Source organism: Gymnodinialimonas sp. 57CJ19 (assembly GCF_038396845.1).
GTDB lineage: Bacteria > Pseudomonadota > Alphaproteobacteria > Rhodobacterales > Rhodobacteraceae > Gymnodinialimonas.
Map to the genome: position 1 here is coordinate 2,471,226 of NZ_CP151587.1, position 20,604 is coordinate 2,491,829.

At 61.3% G+C, this 20,604-nt stretch carries 23 protein-coding genes; 9 read left to right on the forward strand and 14 right to left on the reverse strand.

What is annotated here, in order from left to right:
• Positions 1 to 94: 94 nt before the first annotated feature.
• Complete coding sequence (ssb, locus tag AADW23_RS12100; RefSeq protein WP_341861195.1) at positions 95 to 631, reverse strand: single-stranded DNA-binding protein; 537 nt, start codon at positions 629 to 631, stop codon at positions 95 to 97.
• Positions 632 to 901: 270 nt separating this feature from the next.
• Here ssb and AADW23_RS12105 point away from each other — a divergent pair, with 270 nt between their 5' ends.
• Both AADW23_RS12105 and AADW23_RS12110 read left to right on the forward strand, forming a co-directional pair.
• Positions 902 to 1,411, forward strand: a complete 510-nt coding sequence (locus AADW23_RS12105; protein ID WP_341864326.1) for a lytic transglycosylase domain-containing protein — start codon at positions 902 to 904, stop codon at positions 1,409 to 1,411.
• Complete coding sequence (locus tag AADW23_RS12110) at positions 1,395 to 2,027, forward strand: hypothetical protein (RefSeq protein WP_341861196.1); 633 nt, start codon at positions 1,395 to 1,397, stop codon at positions 2,025 to 2,027. The genes AADW23_RS12105 and AADW23_RS12110 overlap by 17 nt, the downstream gene beginning before the upstream one ends.
• Here the strand turns inward: AADW23_RS12110 and AADW23_RS12115 are convergent.
• The 3 genes from AADW23_RS12115 to AADW23_RS12125 form a co-directional block, all read right to left on the reverse strand.
• Positions 2,024 to 2,275, reverse strand: a complete 252-nt coding sequence (locus AADW23_RS12115; protein WP_341861197.1) for a hypothetical protein — start codon at positions 2,273 to 2,275, stop codon at positions 2,024 to 2,026. The genes AADW23_RS12110 and AADW23_RS12115 overlap by 4 nt on opposite strands.
• Positions 2,276 to 2,279: 4 nt before the next feature.
• Complete coding sequence (locus AADW23_RS12120; RefSeq protein ID WP_341861198.1) at positions 2,280 to 3,422, reverse strand: aromatic ring-hydroxylating dioxygenase subunit alpha; 1,143 nt, start codon at positions 3,420 to 3,422, stop codon at positions 2,280 to 2,282.
• Between the two features lie 113 nt (positions 3,423 to 3,535).
• A complete protein-coding gene (locus AADW23_RS12125) occupies positions 3,536 to 4,108 on the reverse strand; it encodes a sigma-70 family RNA polymerase sigma factor (RefSeq protein ID WP_341861199.1) in 573 nt (190 codons plus the stop codon).
• A 317-nt stretch (positions 4,109 to 4,425) separates the two neighbouring features.
• Here AADW23_RS12125 and AADW23_RS12130 point away from each other — a divergent pair, with 317 nt between their 5' ends.
• Positions 4,426 to 4,695: a hypothetical protein gene (locus AADW23_RS12130; protein WP_341861200.1), complete on the forward strand. Its 270-nt coding sequence runs from the start codon at positions 4,426 to 4,428 to the stop codon at positions 4,693 to 4,695.
• Positions 4,696 to 4,906: 211 nt separating this feature from the next.
• Here AADW23_RS12130 and AADW23_RS12135 read toward each other — a convergent pair whose 3' ends face one another.
• The 6 genes from AADW23_RS12135 to AADW23_RS12160 form a co-directional block, all read right to left on the reverse strand.
• Positions 4,907 to 5,521 carry a hypothetical protein gene (locus AADW23_RS12135; protein WP_341861201.1) on the reverse strand — a complete coding sequence of 205 codons (615 nt, stop codon included), beginning with the start codon at positions 5,519 to 5,521 and terminating at the stop codon, positions 4,907 to 4,909.
• 2 nt (positions 5,522 to 5,523) lie between these two features.
• On the reverse strand, positions 5,524 to 6,081 hold the full coding sequence (ilvN, locus tag AADW23_RS12140; RefSeq protein WP_341861202.1) for an acetolactate synthase small subunit: 558 nt from the start codon (positions 6,079 to 6,081) through the stop codon (positions 5,524 to 5,526).
• A gap of 15 nt (positions 6,082 to 6,096) precedes the next feature.
• Positions 6,097 to 6,756 (reverse strand): hypothetical protein, encoded by a 660-nt coding sequence (locus AADW23_RS12145; RefSeq protein WP_341861203.1) that lies wholly within the window; start codon positions 6,754 to 6,756, stop codon positions 6,097 to 6,099.
• The gene (locus tag AADW23_RS12150; protein ID WP_341861204.1) at positions 6,753 to 7,364 is read right to left on the reverse strand and encodes a hypothetical protein; all 612 of its coding nucleotides are present in this window, start codon (positions 7,362 to 7,364) and stop codon (positions 6,753 to 6,755) included. The genes AADW23_RS12145 and AADW23_RS12150 overlap by 4 nt, the downstream gene beginning before the upstream one ends.
• Positions 7,365 to 7,479: 115 nt before the next feature.
• Positions 7,480 to 9,234 carry an acetolactate synthase 3 large subunit gene (locus AADW23_RS12155; protein ID WP_341864327.1) on the reverse strand — a complete coding sequence of 585 codons (1,755 nt, stop codon included), beginning with the start codon at positions 9,232 to 9,234 and terminating at the stop codon, positions 7,480 to 7,482.
• Positions 9,235 to 9,519: 285 nt separating this feature from the next.
• Complete coding sequence (locus tag AADW23_RS12160; protein ID WP_341861205.1) at positions 9,520 to 10,491, reverse strand: LysR family transcriptional regulator; 972 nt, start codon at positions 10,489 to 10,491, stop codon at positions 9,520 to 9,522.
• A 109-nt stretch (positions 10,492 to 10,600) separates the two neighbouring features.
• Here AADW23_RS12160 and AADW23_RS12165 point away from each other — a divergent pair, with 109 nt between their 5' ends.
• The 4 genes from AADW23_RS12165 (at position 10,601) to AADW23_RS12180 (ending at position 16,278) form a co-directional block, all read left to right on the forward strand.
• On the forward strand, positions 10,601 to 11,230 hold the full coding sequence (locus tag AADW23_RS12165) for a hypothetical protein (protein WP_341861206.1): 630 nt from the start codon (positions 10,601 to 10,603) through the stop codon (positions 11,228 to 11,230).
• Between the two features lie 518 nt (positions 11,231 to 11,748).
• Positions 11,749 to 12,837, forward strand: a complete 1,089-nt coding sequence (locus AADW23_RS12170; protein ID WP_341861207.1) for a twin-arginine translocation signal domain-containing protein — start codon at positions 11,749 to 11,751, stop codon at positions 12,835 to 12,837.
• A gap of 126 nt (positions 12,838 to 12,963) precedes the next feature.
• Positions 12,964 to 13,872, forward strand: coding sequence for a C4-dicarboxylate ABC transporter permease (locus tag AADW23_RS12175; RefSeq protein ID WP_341861208.1), 909 nt, complete (start codon positions 12,964 to 12,966; stop codon positions 13,870 to 13,872).
• Positions 13,873 to 13,923: 51 nt separating this feature from the next.
• Positions 13,924 to 16,278 (forward strand): TRAP transporter large permease subunit, encoded by a 2,355-nt coding sequence (locus AADW23_RS12180; RefSeq protein WP_341861209.1) that lies wholly within the window; start codon positions 13,924 to 13,926, stop codon positions 16,276 to 16,278.
• Between the two features lie 125 nt (positions 16,279 to 16,403).
• Here the strand turns inward: AADW23_RS12180 and AADW23_RS12185 are convergent, their stop codons facing one another.
• The 4 genes from AADW23_RS12185 to AADW23_RS12200 all read right to left on the reverse strand — a co-directional run bounded on the left by AADW23_RS12185 (position 16,404) and on the right by AADW23_RS12200 (position 18,692).
• The gene (locus tag AADW23_RS12185) at positions 16,404 to 16,784 is read right to left on the reverse strand and encodes a VOC family protein (RefSeq protein WP_341861210.1); all 381 of its coding nucleotides are present in this window, start codon (positions 16,782 to 16,784) and stop codon (positions 16,404 to 16,406) included.
• Complete coding sequence (locus AADW23_RS12190) at positions 16,784 to 17,617, reverse strand: arginyltransferase (protein WP_341861211.1); 834 nt, start codon at positions 17,615 to 17,617, stop codon at positions 16,784 to 16,786. The genes AADW23_RS12185 and AADW23_RS12190 overlap by 1 nt, the downstream gene beginning before the upstream one ends.
• A gap of 106 nt (positions 17,618 to 17,723) precedes the next feature.
• Entirely contained in the window at positions 17,724 to 18,161 is a 438-nt protein-coding gene (locus AADW23_RS12195) for an RDD family protein (RefSeq protein ID WP_341861212.1), read from the reverse strand.
• Between the two features lie 111 nt (positions 18,162 to 18,272).
• Positions 18,273 to 18,692 carry a DUF2852 domain-containing protein gene (locus tag AADW23_RS12200; protein WP_341861213.1) on the reverse strand — a complete coding sequence of 140 codons (420 nt, stop codon included), beginning with the start codon at positions 18,690 to 18,692 and terminating at the stop codon, positions 18,273 to 18,275.
• Between the two features lie 307 nt (positions 18,693 to 18,999).
• On the opposite strand from AADW23_RS12200, the gene AADW23_RS12205 reads away from it, so the two are divergent.
• Both AADW23_RS12205 and AADW23_RS12210 read left to right on the forward strand, forming a co-directional pair.
• Positions 19,000 to 19,593 (forward strand): TetR/AcrR family transcriptional regulator, encoded by a 594-nt coding sequence (locus AADW23_RS12205; protein WP_341861214.1) that lies wholly within the window; start codon positions 19,000 to 19,002, stop codon positions 19,591 to 19,593.
• Between the two features lie 20 nt (positions 19,594 to 19,613).
• Positions 19,614 to 20,594 carry a zinc-binding dehydrogenase gene (locus AADW23_RS12210; RefSeq protein ID WP_341861215.1) on the forward strand — a complete coding sequence of 327 codons (981 nt, stop codon included), beginning with the start codon at positions 19,614 to 19,616 and terminating at the stop codon, positions 20,592 to 20,594.
• Positions 20,595 to 20,604 lie beyond the last annotated feature (10 nt).

Below are 20,604 nucleotides of genomic sequence, written 5' to 3' on the forward strand. Positions count from 1 at the left end.
TCTTGGCAAATACAACTCAATCCCAGCCTCAGCCACGGGCCCGAACGTCGACCATCCGGGCACCGCGCTGCGCTGCAAACTGTTTATCGAACCCTTAGAACGGTATTTCGTCATCCAGATCGGCGCCGCCGCCACCGCCGCCGAAACCGCCACCGCCACCATTGCCGCCGCGATCGTCGCCGCCAAAGCCGCCGCCCGATCCGCCGCGGTCGTCATAGCCGCCGCCGCCACCACCACCGTAGCCGCCGCCACCGCCACCGCCGCCAGAACCGCCGCCATCGCGTCCGTCCAGCATGGTCAATGTGCCGCCAAAGCCCTGCAACACAACCTCGGTCGAATACCGATCCTGTCCGCTTTGGTCCTGCCATTTACGGGTCTGCAACTGGCCCTCGATATACACCTTGGAGCCCTTGCGCAGGTATTGCTCTGCGATCCGCACCAAGCCCTCTTGGAAAATCGCAACGCTGTGCCACTCCGTCCGCTCGCGGCGTTCCCCGGTGTTGCGGTCTTTCCAGGTCTCCGACGTGGCGATACGCAGGTTGCAGACCTTGCCACCGTTTTGGAAATTGCGCACTTCGGGGTCGCGCCCCAGATTGCCGATTAGAATGACTTTATTGACGGACCCGGCCATCGCTTTCCCCCTCGTGGATTACTGACGCACCCCGATTCCGGGCGCGTGATTGGTTTCCGGTTAGACCACCCGATCAAGGTTAAGAAAACCCTTAAACCTTGCCCGATAATCCTCCCCCTAGGAATAACCGCCCCCGCAGGCTATATTCTGCGGGATTATTCCCAAGCGATCCGAGGCTTGATGCTTTATTTTCGACTGTTCCCCGCTGCCCCGCGCGGTCCCTTGTTGCGGATCGCCGCCATCTTCAGCGTCCTCTTCACCCTGCCTGCCATGGCGCAAAGCGGTTTGGACCGTCTTGACCGGGCCATGGGCGTGCTCGATGGTCGCGCCGCCACGCAATACGAATTCTCATCCCGCCTGCGCCCCGGTTCGGTCGAGACGCGCGGGCTTCCGGCCTTTGAGGGCGCCTATGATGGCCCCTTCCTTGAAGTCGCAAGATCGGCGGCGCGCCGCCACGGCGTGCCCGAGGATCTCTTCCTGCGCCTCGTGCAGCAAGAATCCGGCTGGAACACCGCTGCGCTCAGCAGCGCGGGGGCGATCGGATTGGCGCAGTTGATGCCGGGCACGGCGGATATCCTCGGTGTGGACCCGTCCGACCCTGTCGCCAATCTTGATGGGGGCGCACGCTATCTGTCGCAACAATTCCGCCGTTTTGGCACATGGCGGCTGGCCTTGGCCGCGTATAATGCAGGCCCCGAGGCGGTTGAGCGCCACGACGGCGTCCCCCCCTATGACGAAACGCAACACTACGTGCGCGTGATCCTTGGCACACGAAGCTAAGCCGCCCGACGGCGGTCAGCCAAAGCCCCAGCAGTCGGATCCCGGGCAGCCTGATACCGAAGCGTTTCGCCTCGATTGGGTGTTGCGCGTATTGGAGGCGGTGCTGTTTTGCTGTCTGTCCACGCTGATCCTGGTCTGGATCTCGGACCGGATGCGCGATGTGGGGTTTGAGCCCATTGCCGTGACCCCTTGCGTGGGCACGCAATGCACCCCTTACGTCGGCCCCTACGGGGGCAGCACCTGGGCGGTCTTCTCGGATGCCCTGTCGCCGTCTGGCCCCACGGCCTTGTCCAACGTCAACATTTGCACGCAATTGGTCGAAACCCTTGAGACGCGCGGAGAGGACGGCGAAGGTGTGGCTCGCGTCCTTGATCTGATCACCAGTCGCGGCACCGTCACGGTTGAGCGGGTAAACGAAGCGACCCTGCGCATCGGTCCGGGCGCGCGCAATGATGGTTTCTTTGACGCCCTCCGCGATGGGCTGTCGATGGGCACCTCGAAGGGGTGTTTCCCGATCAATTACAAACCCGTCTTCTGGCCCCTTTGGGCATCGTGGTCATTGCTGGCAGGTCTGCGCCTGTTGCGGGGCCGTCAAAGGGTTTGGGCCGAGCGTTAGTCTGGGGCCGTAGGCGGCGCCTCATCGGCTTCGACCTCTGCGCCGAGGGCAATCAGTCGCTGTTTCAGGGTGTCGGCGCGTGGATCACCGGCCTCCAGGGCATGGACATAGGCGTGGGTCAGGTAAAATGCCGCGCCTTGCTCGGTCGCCTCTGCCTCGGCCGCCTCCATATATTGGGTGATGACCTGCGCCCAATCGCCGGTCTGCTGCCCGTGGTACAGGGCCGCTTCAAATCGCGGGTGGGACACGGCGCTACTGTGCCGCCTCGATCTTGGCGGCTATCCAGGCGTGAAACAGGTGCGTCGGCCCATCCATCGCCGGAGAGAACCTGCCGCCGTCAAAGCCCTCGGCCGCACGGCCCCGCTGCATCCCTTCCACCACGAAGATGTCTTCTTCGAATACGTCTTTCCATTGTCGCGCGTTCTTGGCCCGAAGGGCGGCGTTGGTGACGGGAGCGGGGTAGTAGATATGCACATGTTCGCGGGTGCGATTATGGGCGACGGGTTCCAGCACAATGGCATAGGCGTGGTCCCGGTGAACGCCCATCAGCACGTTGGGAAAGACCGAGATATACTCCGCGCCCGCGTCCCAATGGCTGCTGAGACCTTGGAAATCGGGGAAGGTGGCCCCGTCATCGCCTTTGAGTTGCCGGTAGACATAGGTGCCTTGGCCCGAGAAGTGGCCCGGTTCTTCGATGTGATAGTGATCCTCCAGGCGCGAATAGGTGTTCAGCGCGGGGTGTACCCAAGGCAGGTGATAGCTTTCACAATAGTTCTCGACCGCCAGTTTCCAGTTCGTCGCAAGATCAAGGGTGAAGCTGCTGTCGGCGCCGCCGTGGTACATGGGCTGCTCGAACTCGGCCCACCGTGTCAGAAGCTCTGCGTGGACGTCTTCAAACGGGGCGGCATCGCCGGAGAGGTTGATGAACACCACATCGCGCCAGACGTGGCTGCGCACTTCCGCCAAGCCTAGGGTGGCACGGTCGATGCCGGGGTGGGCGTTCTGGCCCGGTCCGCCCACATGGGGGGTGGCCACCAGCTTGCCCGATTTGGCGTAGCACCAGGAGTGGTAGGGGCAGCGGATCGCGCCTTCGATCTTGCGGGGGGCATCCACAAGGATCATGCCGCGATGGCGGCAGATGTTGAAGAACACGCGTACCCGGTTTTCGTCATCGCGCAGCAGCAGAAGCGGCTGGCCCAGGAATTCGATCGGGCGGGCATCGCCGACCTCCGGCACGTCCGCTGCGACGGCCAAAGCAGCCCATTGCTGGCGAAGCACTGCGTTGTTTTCTGCCATGATCGTGGCGGGATCGGTGTAGTGGCTGTTGGGCAGGCCACGGGCACGATCAATGGGGGCGGTCACATCGGTGAGGGGGCGGATCAGATCATCTGGCATGGCACATGCTCCGGTTGTTGTCTGGCCCCTAGCGTGGGTCCCCGGCGCGTCTACGTCTTGCCAATCCGCGACAATTCCATGGCTCCCAAAGACATGGAGAAGCGTGGCGGTGCCTAGGCGCTGCCCAACAGGTCCGTCACCGGGGCGCCGGGGGGCAGGTCCAGCGCCAGCCGCAGCGACGCGCGCCCGCGTGCCAAACGCGACGTGACCGTGCCCGGCGCGAGGCCAGTCTTCCTGGCGATTTCAGCATAGCTCAGGCCGTCGATGGCCCGTAGGCGCAGAACGACTTGCTGGTCCGGGGGGAGGGCGGCCAATGCCTCAAGCGCTTCGGCGCAGGCGAGCCGCGTGGTGCCGTCAGAGCCGCGCGGGGCGACCAGTTCATCTGGTTCGATTCCGGTGGAAGGGGCCACAGCGCCCCGGCGATAGGCCCTGTGGCGCAGGGTGGCGAAAGCATAGGCGCGCAAATCGTCGATCGGCGTGGCATCGGTGCCGTCTTCAAACGATAGGGCCATGCGCGACCAGACCCGGAGCAGCGTTTCCTGGACCAGATCATCGGCCTCATCCGCGGAGCGGGCCAAGCGCCGGGCCGAGCGGCGCAGGTCCGTGAGAAGCGCGGTGAAGATGCGCGTATGAGGGAGGGAGACGTCAGTTTCTTCCTGGCGAGGAAGCGGATGAGCGTTGGGCATGGGGGGCCTCGGTCAATATGGGGTTCCGTGAGCACCCATGACGCTGCTGCGCCCTGCGTCATGCCGCAAGGCGGCAGTCGCGATCCGGGCGGCCTGCGCCCCAAAGCCGCCCATGGCGGGCAATCCATTGCCGACGCCGGTTGGCCTCGGCGGGACGTTGCAGGGACGGCGCGGCCATTTGAGCGAAGCGCCGCCGATCGCGGGAGGGGCGCGGACACGGCGGGACGAAACAGGCGCACGAAGGCTCTTCTCTTGTAGATGCCCCGCCCATGAACGCGGTGCGCATCTGACACGTAACCAAATGAAGGACACCTTTCATGGACACGATTTTTGACACGCCGCACCTCAAGGCATTCACCGCAGCAGCTGCCTTTGGCGCCCTTGTGGCCAGCACGAGCCTTGCGACGGCCCAAGGCGCGGCCGTTGATGCCGATGGTGACGGCATGGTCAGCTTCACGGAACTGCTGATCGTTATGCCATCGCTGAGCGAGGCCGAGTTCATGGCGCTTGATGCCGACGGCGATACGCTCCTGAACAGCGAAGAGATCGAAGCGGCGCAGGAAGCTGGCTTGCTGCCCGTCGAATAACTCCCCCCTTCTTGGTCCGCCTTCCCCAGGTTACTGCGGCGGGCCAAGGATGCGGCGCGGGGGCGGGGCAGACGGCCCCCGCGTCGTGGAGGCTTTGCCGATGGGGCGGCAGAGTTTTTTGCAAAAAACTCAGAAAAAGCCTTGCAAGGCTTTTGAGGGAAGCCTTTTGCAAAAGGCTTTACAAGAGCCTTGCAAGGCTCTTGCGCCAAGGTCAGCCGTCGAACGGGTCGGCGATGGGGGAGTAGCCCGGCAGGCGCCCACGGTTGAGGCCCCAGACTTGGGTAAGGTAGGCACTGTCTGCGACGATCACGCTGTCGAGAACGGCCTGCGCGGCGCTGTCTTGGGTGGCGGTCTGCAGCGGTTCCGTAGTGGCGAGGGACAATACGGTATCGCTATTGTCAATCTCATAGGTCGCGAAGTGGACCAGGATGTCATCAAACACGCCGCCACGTCCAACATTGGCGAATACGACGCCTTCCGATCCAAAGCGGGCATGGAGTTCGGCCAGCGTCGTTTCTCCGAAGACAAGCCCGTCGATCTGCGTGGCCACCGGGCCCGGCGCGGCGGGGCGCATTTCCATGAACAGCACGCCCCCGGTTTCGCTATCGGCGATGACCGTGACCATCATGTCATTCAGCTGTGTCCAGATCGACCGGGTAAACGGCGCTTGGGTTTGCGTATCGTCGGGCTGTGGCAGCCCTGCGGGGATCGGCTCTCCGAAGGTGATGCCGTGCAGGGTCTGGCCCATTGCTGGCAGAGCCGTGAAGCCCGCCAGCACACTCAGCGCCAAGAGGGCGGCGCGCACAGGCGCCAGAGTGGCCCGCATCCTCAGGTGCCCCGAGCGATGGCCGCCACGCCCGTGCGAGCCAGTTTGACCTCACCCAAGGGGCGCATCAGGTCGCAAAAGGCGTCAATTTTCTCAGGCGTGCCGGTCATCTCAAACACGAAGCTTTCCAGCGTGCTATCCACGACATTGGCGCGGAAGATTTCGGCAGTACGCAGGGCTTCTACCCGCTTTTCGCCCGTGGCGATCACCTTGATCAGCGACAACTCCCGAGCCACAAAGGGGCCGTCCACGGTCAGGTCTGCGACTTCATGCACCGGCACCATGCGTTCAAGCTGCATCTTGATCTGGTTGATCACCTGCGGCGTTCCCGACGTCACGATGGTAATGCGCGAGCGGTGGCCGCCATGGTCCACCTCCGCCACTGTCAGGCTTTCGATATTGTAGCCGCGGCCCGCAAACAGGCCGATGACACGGGCCAGAACGCCGGGCTCGTTTTCGACCAGAATGGCCAACGTGTGGGTTTCGATCACATCGCTGAGGTGGCTGCGGAGGTCATAGGCGGAATGGCTGGTGGAGCCGCGCTCGATATTGAGGGCCATGGGCAGAGTTCCTTTTCAGGGTAGGACGGTCAGAGGGAAGGCTTCTGATAAGGGAAGGGCAAAAGGGACGGCGCCGGGTCGGTCCATGGGTGTGGAGCCATGGACATCAGGGTGCCGGGTGGTGAATTCATCGTGGTAGAGCGTGGCCGAGACCAACAGCGCGTCGCGTGGCAACGGCGTGGGGCCAGTGTCGCTATCCGCTCGGGCAGTCGCAAGGCTTCGGTCTTGAAAGGACAATTCCAGCAGCAAGTCCGGGTGGTCTTGTAACTCATAATACAAGAACCAGCCAATCGGCACGTCGCCAATCACCCTCAGGCCATTGGGATCATCGAAGGTAAATCCTTCGGATCCCGCCAACGCGACCGCTTCGCGCAATGTGGTGACGCCGACGCGCAATCCTTGGGTTGCCGGTGGGTGCAATGTCGTACCGATACCGCCGTAGCCGAGACCTAGCGATTGAATTCGGCCATTCTCGTACAGCACTGTCATATGCCGTTCATACGGCAACGGATAACGCGCTGTTACGGTGCCTTGTTGGGACTGAAAATCGAACGGTTCCCCAAGAACCGCCAATTCCGACGCAGGCATGCCCGGCAAAAGCCCACGAAAGTCTTGAGCCTGTCCCTGAACGGGCAAGGCCAAGGCGCAGGCAATGGAAAGCGCGGCCCGGATCATGAGATCGGCACGCCACAAGCGGGCTCAGGCGGCAGTTGCGGGAAATCAGCGTCGAAGGATTCCAGCGCCTGAAACGGATGCTCGGGCAGATTGAACGGCGGCACGCCGTCGCGCAAGCCATAGCGATCACCGGGGAAAACGCCGCCTTCCACCACGGTCTCGAACAGGTCCAATTCGTCCCAACAATGGAACCCGCCGGGGTCCAGTGGACCAAAGCCGCCCGCGGGATATTCATAGCAAACCTGCGCGCCGCCGATGGGTAGATCAAACAGCTCTCGGCTATCCAAGCCCCCATCGCGGCCCGTGTCGTTCGAGCCATCATTTTGCAGCTCCCGCAACTCGGCATCGGAGTAAACACCCCACGACCCCACAATCACATCGGGCAAGTCATGGTACCAAAGATAGGCCGTCCCATCGCCCGCGGTATATTCGATCTGATTGCCCGATCCGTCATAGAAATGCACCGTCCGCCCGCAGAGCAGGTCAAAGAGAGCCTCAACGTTGGCTTGAGCGTTGGCGGGCGGGGAAATAATCGTCAGCACACAGAGCGTGGCTGCGGTCAGGCCGAACCGGCGTTCCGGGGTCGCGGTGTCACATGAACCTGACATTCTTGGGCTCCATCATTGGGTTAAGGTTTAATCGGCACGAGTCTGGCGGCGGCCCAATGACCCGGACGAGGTGTAGTCGGAAACCTCGTACCGAGCCCCATGGACCGGGCTTTGCTCACACCAGAACCCCACCCGCGTCGCCGATCACGCCTTGGGTGTCGGCTTCGCCCAGAAGCATCTCGTTGTGGGCCTTGCCTGACGGGATCATCGGGAAGCAGTTTTCGTGCTTCTCTACCAGGCAATCGAAGATCACCGGGCCCTCGTAGTTGATCATCTCCATGATCGCGTCGTCCAGATCCTTGGGATCCGAGCAGATGATACCGTGGGCGCCGAAGGCTTCGGCCAGCTTCACGAAATCGGGCAGCGCTTCGGACCAGCTTTCCGAATAGCGCTCTCCGTGGAGCAGCTCTTGCCACTGGCGGACCATGCCCAACCGCTCATTATTCAGGATGAACTGTTTCACCGGCAGACGGTACTGCATGGCCGTGCCCATTTCCTGCATGTTCATCAACCAGGAGGCTTCACCGGCAACGTTGATCACCAGCGATTCCGGGTGCGCAACCTGAACCCCGATGGAGGCCGGGGTGCCGTACCCCATTGTGCCAAGCCCGCCCGATGTCATCCAACGGTTCGGCGCGTCAAAGTCGAGGAACTGCGCGGCCCACATCTGGTGCTGGCCCACTTCCGTAGTGATGTAGCGATCGTGGCCCTTGGTCAGCTCTTGCAAACGTTGCAGGGCGTATTGTGGCTTGATCACTGTCTCGGACGCTTTGTAATCAAGGCACCGCACGGCGCGCCATGTCTCAATCTGGTCGAACCAATCTTTGACGGCAGCCCGATCGGCCTTGCGGCCCCGCGCTTTCCAGACCTTCAGAATGTCTTCCAGCACATGGCCCACATCCCCAAGGATCGGGAAGTCGGCGTGGATCACCTTGTTGATCGACGAGGGGTCGATATCCACATGCGCCTTGCGTGAATTGGGCGAGAAATCAGCGATCCGGCCTGTGATGCGGTCGTCAAAACGCGCGCCGATGTTAATCATCAGGTCACAGCCGTGCATGGCCAGATTGGCCTCGTAGGTGCCGTGCATTCCCAACATGCCAAGCCATTTGTCGCCCGTGGCGGGGTATGCGCCCAAGCCCATCAGGGTCGAGGTGATGGGGAAGCCTGTTGCCTCGACCAATTCCGTTAGAAGTGCGCTGGCCTTGGCGCCAGAGTTGATCACCCCGCCGCCGGTATAAAACAGAGGCCGCTTGGCGGTTTCCATCGCCTCAACCAAGGCGGTGATGACGTCAATGTCGCCCTTCACCTTGGGTTGGTAATGGCTGATCTTGGCCTTGGGCTTTGTCGTGTATTCACCGGTGGCGAATTGCACGTCCTTGGGGATGTCCACCAGAACCGGGCCGGGGCGACCGCTGGTGGCGATGTGGAAGGCTTGGTGGATTGTATCCGCCAAACGATCGGTTTCCTTCACCAGCCAGTTCATCTTGGTACAGGGGCGCGTGATACCCACGGTGTCGGCCTCTTGGAACGCGTCCGAGCCGATCATGAAGGTGGGCACCTGTCCGGTCAGGCAAACGATCGGGATGCTGTCCATCAGTGCGTCGGTCAGGCCAGTCACCGCATTGGTGGCACCGGGACCAGAGGTCACCAGAACAACGCCGGGTTTGCCGGTAGAGCGTGCATAGCCTTCGGCGGCATGAACCGCGCCTTGTTCGTGACGCGCCAGAATGTGGCGGATCGCGTTTTGCTGAAAGATCTCGTCATAGATCGGAAGGACGGCGCCGCCGGGATAGCCAAATACCGTATCGACACCCTGCTCCTTGAGGGCCTCGACGATCATCTTTGCTCCGGTCATCTGCTGTGACATGCTCTGTGACATGGGCGCTTCATCCTTCTTCATCGCGCTTCATCATTCGTATGCGAAATTGTATTTCCAAAAAAAAGCCCCCGGACGGTGATCCGGGGGCGCATGGTTCCAGATATGGATGTCGTTACCGACCCATGCGCCTTTTTCCTACAAGTACGAGAATGCCGGACATCGCCGAGCCTCCTATTATCGCGTGGCCGGACGTTATGACTGAGGGTTTTGGGCGTCAACAGGCAAAAGCGCGAGAGTGTGAAGAAAATGTCGTATCAGCGGCGTTTTGCGCAACTAAAGTGACTTTGGGGGCGTTGGCGGCGCTTGGTCGGGGAGGCGCTGGCCGTTCAGATCCACGAGGGTCAGATGCGCCGCCGTTTCTTGCAGGCGCGCGGCGCAGGCGTGGGCGGCAGCGCGGAACCAGCGCATCATGGGTTCGTCCTCGCGGCCCTTCCGGCACATGATCCAAAGCTGCGATTGCGGCACGACGGCCACGTCAAAAGGCGCGACAAGGCGGCCCGCAGCGATGTCTTCGGCGACCACGAAGAAGCCGCCCATGGCGATGTGCCCCGTCTCGCGCGCCATTTCCACCGCAGACATGGTGTAGCCGCAGGTCATGGCAAAGCGGTTGGGCGGCGCGAGGCCTTGGGCGGTGCACCAGGCTTTCCAGATGTTGAGGTCGGGCTCGGCTGCAAGGTCAAAGCCCAGGTCAATCAACCCGTGGTGCAGAAGGTCGGCTGGTTCAGAGACCGTCCTGGCCATGTCGGCCCGCATCAGCGGCGTGTAGCATTGCCGAAGCAGCGGCTCGGCAAAGGCTTCGGGGTCTGGGGTGGCGGTGTAGCGGATGGCCGCATCAATGCCCGCGCCCTGCAACGCGCGAAAGGCTTGGCTGACGTCCCATTCCACCTTGTAAGCGGCCGCCGGGTCTGCGTTCAGGGTCGGCTCATTATAGAGCCACTTCTGCACGACCGCGATGGGGGCGGAGACGCGGATGGTCTCTTGCGCCTTCGGCATCCTGGCGTCCGTCCAGGCGGCCTCGATCGCAGCGAAACCCGTGCTGAGGCGGCGCGACAGGGCCAAGCCCTCGGGCGTCAGTTCAATGGCACGGTGTTTGCGCAGGAACAGAGCACGTCCGAAATCCTCCTCCAGCCGTTTGACTTGATAGCCGATGGCGGCGGGGCTCACGGAAAGCTCTGCTGCCGCTTCCTTGAAGCTGAGGTGCCGGGCGGCGGCGTCAAAGCTGCGCAGCGCGTTGATGGAGGGCATCCGGTTTTTCATTTCACCCAAGCATACCTTGCCCAAGACGCGAGGAGAACTGATTTGCGCACGGGACGTCAGATTGAGGACGCTGCGGGGCATGGAAAAGGAGGAACAAATGAAACTCTCGAAGACACTCATGGCCGCGTGCCTGATCCTGTCGGCGCAAGCCGTGGTGGCAGACACCTTGCCGATGTCCTGGACGCCGCCAAGCGGCATGACGCCCGGCCCGATTGAAGGAACGGAAGCGATACTGGTGACCGGGCCAGAGGGGGCGGCGATGCAGATCGTGACGGAAGGCATCGCGCCGGGGCACGCGATTACGGTTTGGTTCGTGGCGGTGCAGAACCCGCATCTGTGCCAATCCAATCCCTGCACCCCCATGGAGGCGATGGGCATGCCCGAGATGAACGCCGTTGCGGTGAACGGTGGCGGTACGGTGGTGCCGGAGGATGGGGAAATCCGGGTCTCGGCCTTCTTGCCGGCGGGCGAGGTGCCAACGAACATGTTCGAGACCCGTTTCACCGAGCCCGAGATGTCCGAATACCATCTGGTGGTGCATGACCATGGCCCCCTTGCGCCCGATCTGGCCAGCGACATGCTGTCGAGCTTCCGGGGAGGCTGTACGTTGGAAAGCGTCCCACCGTTCTACCCCGAGAGCGCGCGCAGTGACGGGGAAGGGGGCGGAAATACCTGCGTCTCTCGGCAGGTCGCGCTGTTCGTGCCAAGCCATTTGCGTTCGAACTGATCGGGCGCGGTGATCAACTAAGGCTCCTACTATATACTAGGCACAAGATGGGGCGGCATATCGGTGCGGCCCCTTTTGCTCTGTCGACGAAGTTGTCGGGCTGCGGTGCTGTGCTGAGCCTGTCTCATAGAATCACGATGCCTGGTCTCGGGATGGAAGGTGTGATTTCCGCCAAGTTTGAGGGGAATGATGCCCCGCGCCACCCCTTCGCGGGCAAATAAGAAGCGCAAAAAATCACCATCACCCGGCGCGCAGGCCCAAATTTTAAGCGTTGTGGCCGCATTTTCCAAAGTCACCAGATATTGTTGGCAGCTTGATAGCGCTAACGACGGCACCGAGAGGGGCGTGCAAGCCCCAAATTGCCCGGATTGGTCAAAAGATTTTACAAAAACCACGTCAAAGGTGAAGAAAAGCTGTTTTCTGGCGGCAAACGCCGCGCTAACGTGCCGACACTTATAAGCCACTGAGCACCCAGGAGGGGGGCTCGGGGAAAAGATCCAACCGGGAGGAATACACCAATGGATCGTCGTTCTTTTTTGCGGACATCCGCTGTTGGCGGGGCAGCAGCCGCCTCTACGACACTTGCAGCACCGCTGTACGCGCAAGGTAACCGCGAGCTGACGCTTGTGACGTCTGTTCCAGACGGCTTTGCGATTTTCGATGACGCAGCACAGCTTGCCATCGACTACGTCGCCGCCATGACGGATGGTCAACTGACCTTCAACAAAAACTCGGCCGGCACACTGGTTGGCGCGTTCGAAGTTTTTGACGCCGTTTCCTCGGGCCAAGCTGACGTATATCACTCGGCTGAGTACTACTTCCTGAACCAGCACCCGGCGCTGGCGTTCTTTACCTCCGTGCCGTTCGGCATGACCAGCCAGGAAATGTCCAACTGGTACTACCGCCGCGGTGGTCAGGAATTGCACGACGAAGTGTCGTCGCTGTTCGGCCTGAAGCCGCTGATGTGTGGTATGACCGCGATGCAGCCCGGTGGTTGGTTCAACACGGAAATCAACTCTGCCGAGGATCTTCAGGGTCTTCGTTTCCGCATGCCAGGCCAAGGTGGTCAGGTTCTGGGTCGTCTTGGTGCTTCGGTTCAGAACATCCCCGGTGGCGAAATCTACCAGGCGTTGTCTTCGGGCCAGATCGACGGCGCGGAGTGGATCGGTCCCTACGCAGATGAGCGCATGGGCTTCCAGGAGGTTACCAACACCTATTACACTGCTGGTTTCCACGAGCCGGGTGCCGCGTTGACCTTCGGGTTCAACCTGGACGTCTGGGAATCCCTGACACCGCAGCAGCAGCAGATCTGTGATGTGGCAACCCGTGCCGCCCACGCCCACAACACCGCGCTGTCGTTGGCTGAAAACGGCGCTGCGCTTGAGCGTCTTGTGTCCGGTGGCGTGCAGACGCGCCAGTTCCCCGACGAAGTATGGGACGCGTTCGGCCGTGCCGCTGCTGAGGTTCGTGAAGAGAACATGAGCGACGAGATCTATGCCAACATCGCAAACTCCTACTTTGCGTCGCTCGACGAGTCTGCCGGTTGGTACGAGATCGCCGATGGCGAGTATCAGCGTCAGCGTAACCGTGTAAACAACGCAGGCTAAACGCCTGACGCTTTACGGCACTCCTCCGCCTGCAATTCGTGGGCGGGGGAGTTTTCAAGACCCAGTTGAACAGCGCCGCTAGGGTGCGGAATGTGACAGGGTTGTTTTCGGCTGGAGTTCCTCAACATGCTAGACCTGATCCTCTGGGCCTTGACCGAGTACGTGACGGCGCCGGTGAATATTGTCACCGCCCTTCTCAATCCCGGCTCCTGGCTAGATTGGTCCAATACGGAATCGTTGATGCGGTTCATCTACTATGGTGCATCGGTCGAGCTGTTCTTCGCCTTGTTCTTCCTTTTCTCGGTCATCACCGTCGTCGGCATGTTCAAGCGGGAATTCCTGTGGACGTGCGTTCGCATCCAGGAGGGGTTCGCCAATGCCGTCGGCAGAACCGCCGCTTGGGTGGGGCTTTTGATGGTGTTGCAACAGGTGATGATCGTCTTCCTGCAACGGATTTTCCGGGTGTCGGACATCTCCATGGGGCCGCTTGGCATTTCCTTCACCCAAGACCTGTCGTGGTGGGCGGAAGAGCTGAAGCTTTATAACGCCATCATCGTGACCCTCTGTGTCACCTATACATTCGTGCAAGGTGGCCATGTCCGTGTGGACCTTGTCTACTCCGCCGTGAAGTTCCGCACCAAGAAGGTGATGGATATGTTGGGCGCGATGCTCTTCATGCTGCCCGTTGTGACACTGACGTATATGTACGCCTGGTTCTTCATGTGGCGTCATCTTGTGGTGCCGAACCCTTCCGCCTCGGGCACGCTGGAGCGCATGATCATGCAAGCGCGCGCCCTGCGTTGGAACGTCGAGACCATTGGCTTCAGCCCCAACGGGTTCAACGCCTACTTCCTCTTCAAAGTGCTGATCGTGGCCTATTGCGTGATGGTCTTCCTGCAAGCCTGGTCGATGTTCTGGCGCTCGTACCTGGAATGGCGTGAGGGCGAGGCCAGCGAAGGCAAATACCTTGACCGCGACTACTTGGGCGACGAGGCAGAAGAGATCGAGCACGCGATCCACTCAGGCTCGACCTGATCCAATACACGACAATGTGCCCATGAGTGGCGCAGCATAGGGACTTAAAAGATGCTTTTTGGTTTGGACGGGGTCGAAATTGGCCTGATCATCGTGTTCCTCACCCTGTTTGGTGGGATCATGACGGGCTTCCCGGTGGCCTTCGCCATTGGTGGCGCGGGTGTGATTTCCTTCGCGATCATCGCGGTTTTGGATAGCTCTGGCTTGCTGATCCACCAAGCGGTGGATGTGCGATCAGAGGATTATCTGGCGCTGATTGCCGATGGCGTCCCCCGAGATACGATTTCAACCTTCAGGTATCCCGATTTGCCGCGCATAGATGAGGCATTGTTCACCGGCGGCTGGGAAACCGCGCTGGATCGCAACCTGTCGTTCATCGTCAACCGCATGAACGAGCGTGTGATTGCGGGTCAATCCATCGAGATTCTGCTGGCCGTTCTGATGTTTGTGATGATGGGCATCACGCTGGAACGCTCGAAGATTGCCAATGACCTGCTGACCACCATGGCGCGTGTGTTTGGCCCGCTTCCCGGCGGTCTGGCTGTGTCGATCGTGATCGTGGGCGCTTTTCTTGCGGCCTCGACCGGCATCGTCGGCGCGACCGTGGTGACCATGGGCCTGCTGGCCCTGCCCACAATGCTGCGCAACAACTATTCGCCCGAGTTGGCCACCGGCGTGATCGCCGCCTCCGGCACCTTGGGGCAGATCATTCCGCCTTCCATCGTGATCGTTCTTCTGGGCACGCTGGCGGGTGATCTCTATGCCACGGGGCAAGAGACCCGCGCCGTCGCCGCAGGGTGCCGCGACGCGCTGACCTATCTGGGCCAGCCTGCGGTTCTGTCAGTGGGCACGTTGTTCCAGGCGGCGCTTCTGCCGGGTATCTTCCTGGCCTTCCTTTATGGCGCCTACTCCTTCGGCTACGCCTTGGTGTTCCCATCGAAAGCGCCCGCGGTGCAAATGGGCGCCAGCACCGGAGAACCCGTCACGCGGGGCGAAAGTCTGACATGGTTCCTTGGGGTGCCGGCGGCGATCATCATCGGGGTAAGCCTTGCGGCCACTGCGGGCATCGTCGGCAGCCAGACGATCACCGTGTCGGATATGTCCGACGGGGCGGCCAGCGCGTCGCTGCGCACCAATGTATCCGAGCAATGTGCGGCGGGCATGATCGACCTGCATGGTCAGGAGGCCTGGGACGTGGCCGTCGCCGAGCAGGCCGCGATTGAAGCGGGCGAAGCAGGGGAAGTTTCCCAAGAGCGCACACCGGAAGAGATGGTTGCGGCCACCGATGCGGCCCTTGCCGCGGCGGCACCCATCGGCAGCGGTGTTGCGGTCCTGTTCACGCTTCTGGCGCTGACCCTGGTGCTGGCACGCGGTATCTCTCCGACGTCCTCTCCGCTGCCATTGCTGGTGGGGGGATTGGGCATCGTGCTGGCCCTGGCGGCTGATGTGATGTTCATCGGTCCGTTGACGGGTCCGGGAAGGACGTTCGCGGTCCTCGCCATTCCTTTCGGTCTGACGGTCTATGGGTGCTATCACGCAGTGGGGCGTCTGTCGCAAAACGAGCTTCTGCGCGTGGTCTTCCCGCCGCTGGTCCTGATCGTGGCGGTTCTGGGCTCGATCCTTGGCGGGATTACCAACCCGACACCGGCCGCTGCCCTCGGTGCGGCTGGGGCGATCATGTTGGCGGCCTATCGCAAGCTTGGCGATGACCGGCGCGGAGCAAAAATTGTTGTCGGTGCGGCCTTTGCCGTGGTGATCATGATTGTCGTGGGCGTGAACTTTGACCTGCGGATGTCGCGCGAGGCCGTGACCGTTGCCGATTGGCTGGCCTATATCGTGACGCAAGGTGCCTATCATTTCGCCTTCTTCGGCCTGCTGTTTGCCTGTTGGACGCTTCTGCGCACCAGCGTTTTGGGGCCCGTGGTGCGCGAGACGGCTAAGGTCACGAGCATGGTGTTTACCATCCTCATCGGGAGCCAAGTGTTGAACCTGACGCTGATCGCCTTCGGCGGTGAGCATTACATCCAGCAGTTCTTGCGAGCGTTTGACCAGGAATGGGTCGTGTTCCTGCTGGTGATGGCGATCTTGTTCTTTCTGGGCTTCGTGCTCGATTTCCTTGAAATCATCTACATCGTGATCCCCATTGTGGGGCCGGTGATTTACGGCGGGACGTTGGACCCGAAGTGGGTGACGATCATGATTGCGGTGAACTTGCAGACCTCGTTCCTGACGCCGCCCTTTGGTTTTGCGCTGTTTTATTTGAGGGGCGTGGCACCGAAGTCGGTGACGACGGGCCACATCTACCGAGGGGTGCTGCCGTTCGTGGGCATTCAGGTGTTGGGATTGGCGATCTTGTGGTTCTTCCCGGGCATCGTGACGATCGTACCGGATCTGCTGCCGAACTAAGGTTTCGGGAGTTTGTAGAGATTGGGGAGGGGGGGCCATGGCGGCCCTCCTTTGTCGTTTGGAGGCACGGAGGTGGGGGCGGACCCTCCGGGGGCGATATTTTTGAAAAGATGAAGGGAGGGCGCTCAAGCGGCGGGTTGGATCAGATCCCAAAGGTTGCCCCAAGGGTCGCGCCATTGGGCAACGGTGCCGTAGGGCCCATGCCGGGGCGCTTCCACAAAGGTGCCGCCCGCGGTGGTGATCCGGGCGGCGTCCTCCTTGAAGTTGCTTGAGTGAAGGAAAAATCCCACGCGGTCGCCGGTTTGCTGGCCAAGGGCCCTGGACTGGCGGTCGGTTGTGGGCACCGCGAGGAGAAGGGCGGGGCCCTGTGGGGAGGGGCTGACGGTGACCCAACGCTTGTGGGTTTGGTCCTCGTCGCTCAACAACGTCCACCCGAGGCCATTGACGTAGAAGGCGATGCCTTCATCGTAGTCGGGCACGATCAGGGTCACGAGCGCGAGGCGCATCAGTGGTTGCTGTCGGGGGCGGCGCGCAGATCGGGAAGGGTGATTTGGGCCACCTGCTCTGCGATTGGATCGGTCGAGAGGGGGTGGGTTTGGGTATCGTAATCTTCTTGCGCGCCAATGTCTTGCCATTGGCCGTTCACGTAAACCTCGAGTGCGGGGAAGTTTGCCTTGTAGCCCATTTTCGATGATCCTGGCACCCAATATCCAAGGTAGACGTAGGGCAAGCCGGCCTCTTGCGCGAGGGCGATGTGATCGAGGATCACGTAGGTTCCCAGAGAGTTCCGCTGCAATTCCGGGGCGAAGAACGAGTAGACGAGGCTGAGGCCGTCATCGAGGATATCGGTCAGGCAGACGGCGGCCAGATCATCGCCCTCGGTCTGGTCGCGGTATTCGATCACGCGAGATTTGACCGGCGTTTCCTCGATCATTGCGGCAAATTCGAACACATCCATATCGGCCATGCCGCCATCGGCGTGGCGGGTATCAAGGTAGCTGCGGAACAGGGCGTATTGTTCTTCCGTGGCCCAAGCAGAGCGGGGGTGGCGGATCAGGTGTTTGTTGCGCTTCGATATCCGTTTGTGACCGCGTTTAGGCGCGAAATCCGCCACGCGGATGCGGGCGGACAGGCAAGCGGCGCAATCGGTGCAGGAGGGGCGGTAGAGCACGTTTTGCGACCGGCGGAACCCCTGCTTGGAGAGCGAATTGTTTAACGCCTCCGAATGATCCCCTTGCAACGCGGTAAACAGTTTGCGTTCGCGTCTGCCGTCGAGGTAGGGGCAGTCTTGCGGCGCTGTCACATAGAATTGTGGCGCGATGGGTAGCGTATGGCGCATAAACAAAGGGTCCCGTGTCGACGGTACTAGAGTGCACCACTCGCCCGCGATGGGGCAACCGCTTTCTGGAACGTGGTTACTTTGCTGTTGCCCCTTGGGTCCAGTCCTAGGCCGGACAGTTAATCATCACGGTGCCGACAAGCTCATCGGAGAGGCTGCGGTTGAACGGGCGACCCATCATCATGCCGATGGAAATCAGCTGGATCACGAAAATCGTGGCGGCCACCATATAGCAGCCGGTATGCACGGCGGCCTCTTGGCTGGTGAGGCGGGCACCGGAGGGACCGCGCAGCTCGATATTCATCAGACGCATGCCGAGGGTTGCGGATTCCGCCCGGATCGTGCGCCAGCGGTACAGGAAGGCGAGGCCAAAGTGCACCGGTATCCAGAGTAGAAAGGCGATCCCCGCGGTCAGAACGCTCAGGATCAGCATCGCGACAAAGATCAGCGCCGCGTCGATGGCCCAGGCAAACAGGCGTTTGGGCAAGACGCCGTCGTAGAAGGCAGCATCATAGGTTGGGTCGGGCAGGGGCGAGCGGGTCATGGACAAGGACATGGCAATAAGGGGGGCCTTTGGGAAGGGGAAAAAGGGGCGCGCGCCCGGATTGGGACGGGTGGGCGCGCGCGGGGACAAGCCTAAGGCGAGGGGGGACGGTTACGCCTTGGCTTCTTCGGTCTCAGCCTTTGCGGCTTCGGCCCGGTCGTCCATGAAGGCGTCGAATTCGGACTTGTCCTTGGCATCGCGCAGGCGTTGCAAGAAGGCCTCGAACGCGCCTTGCTCATCTTCCAGGCGCTTCAGCGTGTCGGCCTTGTAGGCGTCGAAGGCGCTGTTCCCGGAAGAGTTGAACTTGTGGCCACGGTGGCTGTGGCGGCGGGATGTGCAGGAACCGTTGAACATGCGTTTACTCCAGATCATGTAGGCCAGAAGGGCGAGGCCGATCGGCCAGAAAAAGATGAAACCGATGACCATGGCAGCGATCCAAGCGCCTTTGCCACGGGCATCAAGCCAGTTTTCCGCCCGAGAAAACCAACCAAGGCTTTCATGGGAATGGGTGGGGGCGGTTGTTGTGGTCATGGAAGTTCTCCTTGGGGTTGGTGGGCTGTTCGAATGTAAATGTAAATCACATTAACTCATATGGGAGGTCGGACGGCCCGGGCAAGAGGCAAAGTAAATCTTTTTTACATTTTCTGAATTGGGAGCAGGGAACGGCGGCAGGGGCGGGCTTTTGGGGACGCAAGCCAGCCCTTAGCGGACGGTGGGGCTCTACTCCACTAGGCGCAGAAATCCGTTTATTTGCAGCCGGATAGCGCAAGCCATGTCGGCATCTCACGATAGGGAGAGGTGACTAGACGACCGGTCTATTATTACCTATATATCGCTCATGACAGAGCAAACCAAATCCGATCAGACACGTAAGAAAATCCTAACGGCGGGGCGAGAGCTTGCCTTGAAGGGGGGCTTTAGCGGCGTTGGTATCGCGCAAATCCTTGCGGAGAGCGGCGTGCCGAAGGGGTCTTTCTACTATTACTTCCCCTCCAAGGACGCCTTTGGGCAGGCGATGCTGCACGATTATGTGGACGATTACCTGTCACGCATGGATCTGCTGACCGCGAGCCCGCAGCTGGCGGGCGACAAACTGGCCGCCTTTTGGGGCGCGTGGCTTGGCCATGAGGGGGCGGGCGGGATTTCGACCCGCTGTCTTGTGGTCAAGCTTGGGGCAGAGATCGCCGATCTGTCGGAGGGGATGCGCGTGGTCCTGGATACGGGCGTGGACGCCTTGGTGGACCGGATCGCTGCCCTACTTATTGCGGGCGTCGGCGATGGGTCCGTGCGTCCCGTTGACGACCCGCAAGCGGTGGCGCGGATGCTTTACGCAAAGTTTCTCGGGGCGGCCATCCTTGCCAAGATATCTCGGAGTGACCTGCCGCTACAGCAGGCGCTGGCCGAGACTCGACACATCTACACATCAAGATAACCTCAATGAATGGACTGAAAATGAAAGCTGCAATCCACGACACATTTGGCGAACCGGTGGACGTGCTCGTCGCCAAGGAAACGACCAAACCTGCCCCTGCGGCGGGTGAAGTTCTGGTCAAGATGACCCTGTCGCCCATCCACAACCACGACCTTTGGACGATCCGGGGCAACTATGGCTACAAGCCCGACCTGCCCGGCGCCATCGGCGGGTCCGAGGCCCTTGGCACGGTAGAGGCCGTGGGCGACGGCGTTGACGCGGCCATGGTCGGCAAGCGTGTGGCGGTTGCGGGCATCCACGGGTCTTGGGCCGAATATTTCGTGGCCCCGGCGGCGGGCGTTCTGCCTCTGCCAGACGCGATTTCTGACACGCTTGGCGCGCAATTGATCGCCATGCCGTTCAGCGCCCTGTCTTTGCTAGAGACGTTGAAGGCCAAGAAAGGCGATTGGATCATCCAAACCGCGGCAAACGGCGCCGTGGGGCGGATCATGGAAGTGCTGGCGAAAGCGCGGGGGATCAACCTGGTAAACCTTGTGCGCCGCGACGCTGCCGCGCAGGAGTTGAAAGACCTGGGCTTTGGCAACGTCCTATCCACCAGCGACGCTGATTGGAAAGAGAAAGCGGCGCAGTTGACCGGCCCGGCGGGCGCCGTTTCGGCGATTGATTCCGTTGGCGGCGAAACCTCGGCCGATCTGGTCGACCTTCTGGGCTTGGACGGAGAGCTGGTGGTGTTTGGCACGGCAACCGGGGCGGCGATGCCACTGTCGTCGGGGGCGCTGATCATGAAGCACATCACGGTGAAGGGCTTCTGGGGCTCTCGCGTCAGCAAGGACATGGCCCCCGAGGAACGCACCCGCCTGATCACCGAGTTGGTGACATTGGCGGCCAAGGGTGACCTGACGTTGGCCGACGGTGGTGTCTTTGGGCTGGATCACGTGTCCGAGGCCATGACAGCAGCGCTAGAGCCGGGCCGCGCGGGTAAGGTAATGCTGCGGCCATAAGCGGAGAATA